At 39.3% G+C, this 11,566-nt stretch carries 10 protein-coding genes; 8 read left to right on the plus strand and 2 right to left on the minus strand.

Annotation, left to right across the window (positions count from 1 at the left end; translation table 11 throughout):
* Nucleotides 1-456 precede the first annotated feature (456 nt).
* From OCK74_RS10200 to OCK74_RS10230, 7 genes are all read left to right on the plus strand, one after another.
* Entirely contained in the window at nucleotides 457-939 is a 483-nt protein-coding gene (locus tag OCK74_RS10200; protein ID WP_279296932.1) for an RrF2 family transcriptional regulator, read from the plus strand.
* A 139-nt stretch (nucleotides 940-1,078) separates the two neighbouring features.
* Nucleotides 1,079-1,804 (plus strand): DUF542 domain-containing protein, encoded by a 726-nt coding sequence (locus OCK74_RS10205; protein WP_279296933.1) that lies wholly within the window; start codon nucleotides 1,079-1,081, stop codon nucleotides 1,802-1,804.
* Nucleotides 1,805-1,879: 75 nt separating this feature from the next.
* Nucleotides 1,880-3,475, plus strand: coding sequence for a PAS domain-containing sensor histidine kinase (locus OCK74_RS10210; RefSeq protein WP_279296934.1), 1,596 nt, complete (start codon nucleotides 1,880-1,882; stop codon nucleotides 3,473-3,475).
* A complete protein-coding gene (locus OCK74_RS10215; protein WP_279296935.1) occupies nucleotides 3,450-4,508 on the plus strand; it encodes a response regulator in 1,059 nt (352 codons plus the stop codon). Before OCK74_RS10210 ends, OCK74_RS10215 begins: the two co-directional genes overlap by 26 nt.
* 447 nt (nucleotides 4,509-4,955) lie before the next feature.
* Nucleotides 4,956-6,332, plus strand: a complete 1,377-nt coding sequence (hemN, locus tag OCK74_RS10220) for an oxygen-independent coproporphyrinogen III oxidase (RefSeq protein WP_279296936.1) — start codon at nucleotides 4,956-4,958, stop codon at nucleotides 6,330-6,332.
* A 165-nt stretch (nucleotides 6,333-6,497) separates the two neighbouring features.
* Nucleotides 6,498-6,725: a hypothetical protein gene (locus OCK74_RS10225; RefSeq protein WP_279296937.1), complete on the plus strand. Its 228-nt coding sequence runs from the start codon at nucleotides 6,498-6,500 to the stop codon at nucleotides 6,723-6,725.
* 250 nt (nucleotides 6,726-6,975) lie between these two features.
* The gene (locus OCK74_RS10230) at nucleotides 6,976-7,152 is read left to right on the plus strand and encodes a hypothetical protein (RefSeq protein WP_279296938.1); all 177 of its coding nucleotides are present in this window, start codon (nucleotides 6,976-6,978) and stop codon (nucleotides 7,150-7,152) included.
* Nucleotides 7,153-7,237: 85 nt separating this feature from the next.
* Here the strand turns inward: OCK74_RS10230 and OCK74_RS10235 are convergent, their stop codons facing one another.
* Nucleotides 7,238-7,699 carry a DUF4268 domain-containing protein gene (locus tag OCK74_RS10235; RefSeq protein ID WP_279296939.1) on the minus strand — a complete coding sequence of 154 codons (462 nt, stop codon included), beginning with the start codon at nucleotides 7,697-7,699 and terminating at the stop codon, nucleotides 7,238-7,240.
* Nucleotides 7,700-7,975: 276 nt separating this feature from the next.
* Here OCK74_RS10235 and OCK74_RS10240 point away from each other — a divergent pair, with 276 nt between their 5' ends.
* Complete coding sequence (locus OCK74_RS10240; protein ID WP_279296940.1) at nucleotides 7,976-10,591, plus strand: PKD domain-containing protein; 2,616 nt, start codon at nucleotides 7,976-7,978, stop codon at nucleotides 10,589-10,591.
* 24 nt (nucleotides 10,592-10,615) lie between these two features.
* On the opposite strand, the gene OCK74_RS10245 is transcribed toward OCK74_RS10240, so the two are convergent.
* Nucleotides 10,616-11,146 carry a YceI family protein gene (locus OCK74_RS10245; RefSeq protein ID WP_279296941.1) on the minus strand — a complete coding sequence of 177 codons (531 nt, stop codon included), beginning with the start codon at nucleotides 11,144-11,146 and terminating at the stop codon, nucleotides 10,616-10,618.
* Nucleotides 11,147-11,566: the final 420 nt, after the last annotated feature.

The raw sequence follows: 11,566 nt of genomic DNA on the forward strand, positions 1-11,566 counted from the left end.
ATATATCTACGAGCAACAATTCATTCTGCTGGTTTTCAATCCCTTATTAGCTCTTCGATGAACAAAGCATATACTATGTTTTCGACACTTTTTAGGTTACTTAAGTTTCACTGGCGGACGCCCTAGGAGTTAAAAGAGATATTTATGTCTCTTATGTGGCTCAAAAGTATCTGGGGTGATTAATGCTACTTGTGAGCATCATCAAAGAGCAAAATGATCTTTATCAGGTTTTTAGGGAGGTGGACATATTTATTTTTGAAAAATATTTTTGGCTAAGTATATCTTTTATAGATTTTGTTGAGCCTAAGGCAGGCAAATGGACAATGATTAGAGAGATTATCTGGTTTAAGTTAATGCTATTGTGTTATGACTTAAAAATGTCATTTGTTCAGCGGCCTGTTAGATTCGTGATCGATTCTCTTGCTTGTTGAAAAATGACCTTTAAAACTTAGAATTATGATCTTTTCCAAATCATTTGGGTACGCCTTGCGCAGCATTTTATATATAGCGCTGCTGCAAGATGAAGACAGGAAAATTCAGGCAGATGAAGTAGCTGAGAAATTGGCAATGCCTAGGCATTTTGAAGGGAAGATTTTGAAGCGGTTAGTGAAGGAAAATTTGCTGATTTCTGCAAAAGGACCTCATGGAGGATTTTCCTTGCACCCTCAAACTTTGTCCACTTCAATTTTTAGAGTTGTTGAAATTACCGATGGATTGACTTCTTTTAATAATTGTGTATTAAGGTTAAGAGAATGTAACTCTGAGAAGCCATGCCCGCTTCACGACAAGATGGTAGAAATTAAAATGGCAATGAAGGATGTACTGGAAAAAACTTTGATTTCTGATTTGCTTACTGAAGACAAAGAAGAATTCATAAAAAGCATTTGCACCCTTGATGTAGAGGATTTGCTGCAAAAGAAGGCTGAGATTTCACAATAATAAATCAGACTTCAAATATTTCAATCTGAATATTTGTTGTTATTGAAGTTATATAAACACGATTGCTGTCATTTATGAATTAAAGAGGGCATTATCGTCCTTTTGAATTATGAACGAAACACCACTAAAACGATATCACATGACCGTTTCAGATATTGTGCGGAAGGACTATCGCACTGCTGAGGTATTCAATAAATATGGAATTAATTTTTGCTGCGGCGGAAACTTGCCGCTGCAGCAAGCTTGCCAATTACACAACGTTAATGTTGATTCAGTAGAAAAAGAACTGGAAAATGTAACTAATCCTATTAGTTTGCCTCCTACAGTGAAATTTGAAGATTGGTCCATTGAGTTCCTGGTGGACTATATACTGAATGTACACCATGCTTACATCAAGCAAACAATGCCAGAACTTAGTGCTGGTTTAAAGGCCTTTGCATCATCACATGGGGATAAATACCCTTACCTGCATGAAGTTGAAGAAGCATTTATTGATCTGGCTGCTGAATTGTCCGAACACATTGATCATGAAGAAGATAGCATCTTTCCCTACCTAAAACTGGTGAGTACAACCTTCAAGCGAAAGGAAATATATGGAAGTCTTTTTGTTCGTACATTAAGTAAGCCCCTGAGCTTGATCATTGAAACAGAGCACAAACGCATTTTCAGCCTGTTACTCCAACTCCGTAAATCTGCAAATAACTATACATACAATGATGATGTTTGTCCTAATCACCAGGTATTATATAATAAATTGAAAGAGTTTGATGCTGACCTGTTGCAGCATAAGCGCCTGGAAGACAATGTGCTCTTCCCTAAAGCTATTGGGATGGAGAAAGAGTTATTGTCTGATATAGATAAATAATATAATAAATAAGGTCTTCTATTTTTAAATCTTAGATACCATTTTAGTCTATAAGTTTGCATAAAGTGTTCTGATTTGATAGTCTCACTGCCACAACTTTCAAGTAAGCAGGCAAGTATATATGCCGCAAGCGTTTTTCTGATTACCATCCTGTCAAGGGTTTTTATTACAGGCCAATCCATTATTTTAAGCGGTTTATTAGTCGTAGTTTTCCTCTCTGTCTTCGTTCAGGATAAACAGTCTACAATTATTGCGGGGCTCGTGAGCAGCCTGGTTGTGTTGGGTTTCATGATATGGGATATATTTTTATATCATTCTCTTGGTTCATGGATGCAACACTTTTTCATTCTATTGTTAGTTTTGTTCACAACTCTGATTGTATTATACATCAAAAGCCTATTTAACCGCATGCAGTTCCATAAATCGCACATGACTTCTTTGTTCGAGAATGCCACTGAGGGTATTATTTTAACTAATAATAAGGGGGAAATTATCCTGGTAAACCCTTCTGCATTGCGAATGTTCGGGTATGTGGCTGAAGAATTAATCGGTCAACCCGTCGAAGTTCTACTTCCCAAAAAGTACCGCCTTGGACATACGCAACTTCGTGATGGCTATTACAGTAAGCCTTCAAACCGGACAATGGGTTCCGGCAGAGACCTTTTTGGACAAAAAAAGACGGGCGATAATTTCCCTGTTGAGGTGAGTTTAAGCCCCTATACACAGCAGGATAACTCATACGTGATTGCTTTTATTGTTGATATTACGCACCGGAAAGAGATAGAGCAAAGCATGCTCAAGCAACAAAAGCAGCTTGAAAAGGTAACTAATGACGTTCGCAAATTAAATGCTGAGCTCGAGGCTAAGGTGGAAGAACGTACTATTATATTGAAAGAAGCTTTGCAGAGATTAGAACAATCTCAGGCCGAGTTAAGTGAAGCTTTAGATAAAGAAAGACAGTTAAATGAAATTAAAAGCCGCTTTGTTTCCATGGCTTCACACGAATTCCGGACTCCTTTAAGTGCTGTGCTGTCCTCGGCTTCGTTGATATCAAAATATACCACTACTGAACAACAGGCAAATCGTGATAAGCATATAACAAGAATAAAAGAGTCTGTAAAGCACCTGAACGACTTGTTAGAAGATTTCTTGTCCCTGGGTAAACTTGATGAAGGAAAAGTAGGAGCGGAGTTCGTTACTTTTAATCTTCCTGAGGTGGTAGGTGACACTATAGACGATCTAAAAGGCCTTTTAAAAGAAGGACAGTTTATAGATTATAAGTATATTGGCGACAGTATTGTTGAAAGTGATAAAAAACTTTTGAAAAATATATTGATCAATTTGATTAGTAATGCAATTAAGTTTTCCGACCCCCATACCACTATTAGCGTAAGAAGTAAGGTGGATGGCGAAAATGCCAGCATTTCCGTCCAGGATAAAGGAATTGGAATTTCTGATGAAGACCAGAAACACTTGTTCTCTTCTTTCTTCCGTGGAAAAAATGCGCTCAATATCCAGGGCACCGGTTTGGGGCTCCATATTGTAAAGCGCTATTCCGATTTGTTGGGCGGAACATTACATTTGCAGAGCCAATTGCATCAAGGCACAACGATAACTTTAACTTTCCCCATTAAACATGACAACAATGGCAAAGACAATTCTGGTAATTGACGACAACAACGATCTAAGAGAAAATACGGCTGAAATCTTGGAGCTTGCCGGGTACAAAACACTCACAGCTGCCAATGGTAAACAAGGAGTGGATATAGCTGTGAAAGAGAAACCATCCCTTATTGTCTGCGATATTATGATGCCAGAATTGGACGGTTATGGTGTACTGCATCTTTTGCGTAAGAATACGGATACACAAAATATTCCATTTATCTTTCTTACTGCTAAGACTGAACGAAGTGATTTTAGAAAGGGTATGGAAATGGGGGCCGATGACTATGTGACCAAGCCTTTTGAAGATATCGAACTGCTGAATGCAATTGAAGTAAGATTAAAAAAATCCGAGATTCTCGATCAAAAATACCCTCCTTCTCCCCAGGGCCTATCACAATTTGTGAAGGATATTAAGGATACTGGCGTGCTGAAACAGTTGTCAGACCAGTACGACGTGGAAGAGTATAATAAAAAGCAGGCGCTCTACCAGGAAGGCAAACGCCCTCGTTTTCTATATTACTTGGTAAGCGGCAAAGTAAAAGGGCACAAGACCCATGAGGATGGTAAAGAATATATTACAGATTTACATAGTGCCGGCGATTTTATTGGTTATTCTGCCTTGATCGAAGATAAAAATTATGACGATAGCGCCACAGTTATTGAAGACGCAGAGATCATGCAGATCCCAAGAGAGGATTTCCTACAGATGATTTACAGCGACGTAAGTATTGCTGCAAAATTCATTCGCATTATTACCCAGAATGTTAAAGAAAAAGAAGAGCGCCTGCTGAGCCTGGCTTATAGCTCTCTGCGGAAAAGGGTAGCTAAGGCGCTAGTCGATATCAATGCCAAATTCAATACAGCTGACGAAAAGAACCCTATTGAGATATCCAGGGAAGAGATTGCTCAGTATGTTGGTACCGCTACTGAGTCTTTGATACGGACACTTAGCGATTTCAAATCAGAGAAATTGATTGATATAAAAGGTGGAAAGATCGTCGTAAGTGATGTGAATCGCCTGAAACACCTTATGTATTAATTGTATAACAGCCAGCAACAAATTAGATATCATACCTATACTCATCCTTAGTAAGGTGTTACTAGGGTGAGTATAGATTTAATCCGACTTAGATCATAATCTAAATATTAAAATTATCTTTCTATCATAACTCTCTGAATTTTTATAAATCTTTCTAAAAAACATTCGTTTCGATGAGTTATGATAAATGTCCTGTGAATGGTTAACTGTAATCATTCAACTCCCTATTACTTCATTTTACCTTTGATCACCTTTAGATTTTGGCAAAACTCACTAATGAATAATTAAAGCTGATTTTTCCATTATAGTCAAAGTGGTGCGCAAGAGTGAAATGTGTGGCAGTTCTTATAGTCTCAATTGTTTCGTTCTCGTTATTTTTTGACATGATAGGGATGCAACTTTTCTTATAATGAGTAAGCTATACAAAAAGACTAACGGTATAACGCTATGCAAAACGAAGAAGTGAATCCTTTATTGATTCGAAAATATAACCAGCCCGTTCCTCGGTATACGAGCTATCCTACTGTGCCCTTCTGGAAAGAGGAACTAGTTGCTGAAGACTGGATCAATGTATTCAGAAAGCGTTTTGATGAGCAAAATGCTATTGGTGGTATTAGCCTGTACATACACTTGCCATTTTGTGAGTCGTTGTGCACATATTGTGGGTGTAATAAAAAGATTACAAAAAACCATAGTGTAGAGGAAGAGTACCTGGGCGTGCTGGAGAAAGAATGGAAACTTTACCGGAAACTGATGAACCAGACTCCCGTAATCAGGGAAGTACATTTAGGTGGAGGAACGCCTACATTCTTTTCCCCTGCTAATCTGCAGCGGTTGATGGGCATCCTTTTGAAGGATAGTATTGTGCACCCTCATCATGAATTTAGTGTAGAAGGGCACCCGAACAATACAACCGTTGAGCATTTAAAGGTATTATATGCCCAGGGTTTCCGCCGGATTAGCTTTGGTGTTCAGGACAACGACCCTGAAGTGCAGCGTGTAATAAATCGCATTCAACCTATTGAAAATCTGATCAAAGCAACAGAAAATGCCCGTAGAATTGGTTTTACTTCAATCAATTACGACCTTATCTATGGGTTGCCTCTTCAGACGCTTGAAAGTATTGAAAGAACAATCAGGCAGGTGCTTGAATTAAAGCCAGACCGCATTGCCTTTTACAGCTATGCACACGTTCCCTGGACAAGTAAGGCTCAACGCCTGTTTGATGAAAGTCACCTTCCTTCTGCAGCTGATAAAATTCAGCTGTATTTAAAAGGAAAGCAAATGCTGATGGCTAATGGCTATTCGGATATAGGAATGGACCATTTTGCATTGCCCCATGATGATCTATACAAGGCAAGATTGGATGGAAGGCTGCATCGCAACTTTATGGGATATACAACACAGCAAACAGGATTGTTACTCGGTTTGGGCGTTTCCAGCATATCTGATGCTGGTGTTGCTTATGTTCAGAACGAAAAAACTATACATGATTATTATAAAAGAATCAATGAAAAACGATTGGCAATTAAAAGGGGTTACCTGCTAAATGCCGAAGATGCTGCTTTTCGCAAGTACATCCTGGATATCAGCTGTCGTGCAGCTACCAGGTTCGAGCCTGAACACCTGCCTCTACTGCGTCAATATACTTTCCCTAAGCTGGAAGCTCTGGCTGCAGATGGTTTGATTGAGTGGAATGAAGATGGCGTGCAATTAACCGCTCAAGGGCATTATTTCATACGAAATGTGTGTAGTGCATTTGACTTATACCTATTGAGAAACGAAATGAATACCGAAAAACAGCTGTTTAGCAAGGCAATTTAGCCTCATCCTTAGTGCAATTTTTCTCATAATAAATCCACACCTCAGTTTTCTTGCTGAGGTTTTTTTATTTATAGCCTCTTCAATTAATAATCAAGGGGTGAAATCTTCAGGACCAAATCCTTGAAACAATAAAAATTTTAAAGTAAATTTCAATAAATTAAGAGCATGGCACACACAAAGACAGTTCAATTTGTTGGCGGGCCCTTAGATGGAAAAACTCGGGAAATTGCCAGTGATGTAACCTCATACGAATTAGATCAACCACCGCCACCTGAAGATTTACATTCAGGAGAGATGCCGGTTGGTTTTTTTCCTCCCTTCCACAGGTATGTCTATGAAGAATCTCCGGAGAATAGAAATGTTTTTATTATAAGAAAACATGAGCATTCTTAACCGCTCTTTAGTTTCTGTCAAATAGGGCTTTTCCAGCCTTTCTGAAATAGGTTACACATCTTGTGAATCATAAACACGCACCTACAAGGATATGATTCCCGGGATGGTGCGGCTTTATATTAAAATTTGCTTTAACAATATTTTAGACGATATTTTTAGCCAGTTGGACGATGTATAAGTGGTTGTTTTCTATCAAAAACTAATTTTGTCGTCTCATTTACCCTTATATATTTTACAAATATCCAAGAATATGAAAAAGTATCTAACTGAGAAGAACGCATTGACTGTGATGGCTAGCTTGTTTTGCCTCGTAATGATTTTCGTTGCTGTCATCAAAAGACAATCTCTATGGGAGGCATTAGCATTTGGCCTGGCTTTTAGCTTTTCAATTGAGCTCATTTGCCACAGAGCTAAGGAAAACGAATAATTCTTCATTTTCCTGTTCATTCGCTGTAATTTTTCCCTTTTTCTTGATTATTTCGTTAATTATTACCCTGTAGGCTTCCAGAAGATTACCGGAGTGCCTCAAAATTGTATTTCACATTGCTCCAAAATTCATCAAGTAAGATGATCCTGGGTTTGAAAAATGAAATCAATTTCGGCCAGTCTTCCTTTTTGAAGATGCTCACACCAGTTATTTCATGATAGATCCGGCTGATCGTTTTACCGTGATCATTGGTTACATGTTGGTTCCAGAACCACTCTTCTTCAACAATACTTTGAAAAACATTCTTTAACTGGATAAATTGCTCAAAGTATAACAGCTGTATGCCAGGATCGGGATGTGACAGTTCAATGGCAATCGATGCTTTTTTATTATCCGCATGCATCCGGAACTGAATGTGCTTTTCTCCTGTTTTATAGTTGATCCAGTTTATTTTCTCTCCATCTGCTGATAAAATCGGTGCCATATATTGACCGAATGCTGTCCAGAACTCCTCTTTCAGTTTTGCCGCTTCTTGTTTTGAGTACATTGATAACCAATAGTTTTTTATGCAAAGTATTGTGAAATTATACCATTTTGTAATTACCATTCTGGCCAGAACCACTAAGTGATGTTCGTATGATTTATGGCGGTAGCGTCAAGGACTTCTACTTCATTACACGGGTTAACTAAACTTCTAATTGAGTTAAAATGGAAGACACCTTGTGCAAAAGAAAACGTATATTCATGTATTCCTCAGATTCAAGACAGTAATATCTATTTATAGAGTAGTGTGACCATTTTATTATTCTGAAAATTTGGTTTCATGAAGAGAAGTATTGTCTGCTTACTTGTTAGCCTGGGTATTTGGTTGGCAGCTAAGGCCGACCATATAACCGGGGGGGAAATGTACTATACTTTTTTAGGAGCATCGGGTGGCGTATATCAATACAGGATTACAGCAAAACTGTTTAAAGATTGCCATAGAAACAGGCAGTTTCCCGATCCTGCAATTATTTCTGTTTTTGATAAAGCAACCAACAGTCGTATTAAGGATCTTGCTGTTCCCCTTGCCAATTCAGGGCGGCTTGAATTATCCAACACCAATAAATGCATTACAAATCCCCCGGATGTTTGTTACGATTTAGCCTACTACAACTTTGACCTTTCTTTGCCGGGTTCTCCGGATGGATATCTTATTGCGCTCCAAATTGTTTTTCGAATCAATGGTATTAGTAACCTGAGTAGTGGCTATGGGAATGTAGGTGCTACATTTACCGCTGAAATCCCATCTACAACCACCATGGCGACAGCACCACAAAATAATAGTGCACGGTTCAATAGCGACGACATGGTTGTAGTTTGTGCTGATAATTCATTCAACTACAGCTTCGCAGCCGAGGATCTTGATGGTGACGAACTGCGTTATTCATTCTGCAATGCATATCAGGGTGGTTCTTTTGGTGGGGGAAGTACTAGTAATCCTGCCTCTCCACCTCCTTTCTTATCTGTTCCTTACGAGGGCACGGCATTTACCGGCTCTTCTCCCTTGGGTAATACAGTTACAATAGACTCTAAAACTGGTATGATCAAGGGTACTGCACCAGCTAGCGGCACTTACGTGGTTACAGTTTGCGTAGAAGAAATTCGCAATGGTAAAGTAATCGCATTACAGAGAAAAGACTTGCAGATAAATATCACATCCTGCACCATCGCTGCCGCATCCTTACTGCCAGAGTACCAGCTTTGCGATGATTCTAAAACATTAGCCCTCAACAACCGTGCTTACAGTCCATTAATTCAAACTTATTACTGGGAGTTTTCTGACCAGGAGGGCACACCTGTCTTCTCATCATCCTCTTCCAATCCTGTATATACTTTCTCCGATACTGGCCTGTACAAAATTAAACTAATCATCAACCGGGGCCAGGAGTGTTCAGACTCAATTACATCGGTGGCCAGGGTTTATCCTGGTTTTAAGCCTGGCTTTGAAGTCAATGGTATCTGTTCTAAAAAGCCAACCAGGTTCAGCGATGCTACTACATCAGTTTATGGAGCGGCGTACAAGTGGACCTGGGATTTTGGTGACAACGATCTCAGTGATGACATATCAACCCTGCAGAATCCTAGTTATGCCTATTCTGGTATTGGAGTCAAAAATGTACAGCTGATCGTATCCAATACAAATGGCTGTGTAGATACGATCAGTAAGGCTGTTTCAATAGTTGATAAACCTCCTTTGGGCCTTGCTTTTCGCGATACGGTCATTTGTATAAACGATCAGTTAACGCTTCACGCAATAGGGGGTGGCCTTTTTAAATGGTCCCCGCAATCTAACATTACGGGTAGTACCACAAATTCACCAACAGTGACTCCCCATGCAACTACTACCTATTTTGTTGAATTGGATGACGGAGGCTGCCTGAATAGCGATTCAGTAACCGTAAACGTGGTCAGTAAAGTAAATGTGCAGGCCATGAATGATACTACGATTTGTCAGGGAGATGAAATTCGACTAGGGGTGGTTTCAGATGGTTTATCTTATTCCTGGACGCCTGCAGAACAACTGAATGATGCTTTTTCAAAAAATCCACTTGCTGTCACCAATGCTACTTCAACCTATGAAGTAACTGCCCGAATTGGTGGTTGCTCTGCCTCAGATAGGATCCTGGTAAAAACTGTTCCCTATCCAAATGCAAATGCAGGCAATGATACAACCATATGTTTTGCCACATCGGCCCAACTGTCTGGCAGCATGGATGGAAATAATGCAGTCTGGTCTCCGGCTATTGGAATGAATGCTGCCAATACCCTACATCCAACTGTTCGCCCGAAAAACACTACAGCTTATACACTTTCTGTTTATGATTCAAAGGGATGTCCAAAAGCTGGACTGGATACTGTGGTCATTACAGTATTGCCCGATATAAACGCTTCAGCCGGAAGAGATACAGCTGTGTCGGTTGGTCAGCCTTTACAGCTGCAAGCCAAAGGAGGAGAAAGTTACTCTTGGTCTCCCGCTTCCAATTTGTCGGCAACTGATGTTTCTAATCCAGTTGCTGTTTATTATGAACCCAGTGAGGGGCAGTTATATAAAGTACTGGTATCAAACGAAGCCGGCTGCACAGATTCCGCCTTTATTACAGTCAAAGTATTTCAAAAAGGGCCTTATATATATGTTCCCAATGCATTCACTCCAAATGATGATGGACGGAACGATCTACTAAGACCTATTGCAGTGGGAATACAGCGTATTGAACAGTTTATCGTATACAACCGATGGGGGCAAACCGTATTTAGCACTGCTGAAAACGGCAATGGATGGGATGGCCGGATTAATGGTAAGGAGCAGGCTTCTGGTACCTATGTGTGGCTGGTAAAAGCCGTGGATTACAATGGTAAATCCTATTTCCGCAAAGGAACAGCAGCTTTAATCAGATGATCCTCCTTTTATTCGTCATTCAATCTATCCTTGTTTCACCAGTTGTACCTCTGCATGAAGTTTGATCTCATTACTCACAACAACCTGGCCTGCTTCCGTAACCGCATCCCATGTAAGATCAAAATCTTTCCTGTTAATCTTGCCTTCAACGGTAAACCCTGCCTTGGTTTGGCCATAAGGGTCAACTACCTGTCCGCCATATTCTATATTGAGCAATACAGGCTTTGTAATATTCCTGATGGTCAATTGTCCTCTAAGTGTAGCCGTGTCTCCATCAGCTGAGTAATTCAAGCCCACGAACTTTAATTGTGGATGTTCTTCTGCATTGAAGAAATCACTTGACTTCAGGTGTGTATCTCTTTGTGCATTATTAGTATCAATTGAATCAATATCAGCCGTAAATTCAATACGTTTCGCCGTATGAATATCTTCTGTTTCCGTTTCAACTTCCAGGTCAAATTCTTTGAAATATCCAGTTACAGTGGTAATCATCAGGTGTTTTACCTTAAACTGGATTTCGCTGTGCGCAGGATCGATCTTCCATTTAATAGCCATAAATTGAAGTTTTGATGAATGTTTATTGTTGTTTCAACTTCAAAAACTAAACCCTGATCCTTTTTTGGAAAGATTTGCCCCGGCGATGGATATTAATTAATAACAATTATTACTGTCCAATATTCCCAAAAGAAGAAAATTGCTCGTGGACATATTGAATAATATCCCTCAAATTCATCCTCTTTTTCAATCAGAAGAGACTCAGATAATTTGTTAAAACCAGTTTATTTTTGAAAAAAAGGAAAATATTTTTGAGAAATTAGAAATTGAATATTTGGTTATTCACATTTTGGCCGTTACCTTTGCCGTCCCAAAAATAAAAGGTTTGTAATGCCTACTATACAGCAATTAGTTCGTAAAGGAAGAGAAATTATCAGGGCGAAAAGCAAGTCAAGAGCTTTGGATAGCTGCCCTCAACGC

The sequence above is a fragment of the Paraflavisolibacter caeni genome (assembly GCF_025628885.1).
Taxonomy (GTDB): Bacteria; Bacteroidota; Bacteroidia; order Chitinophagales; family Chitinophagaceae; genus Flavisolibacter; species Flavisolibacter caeni.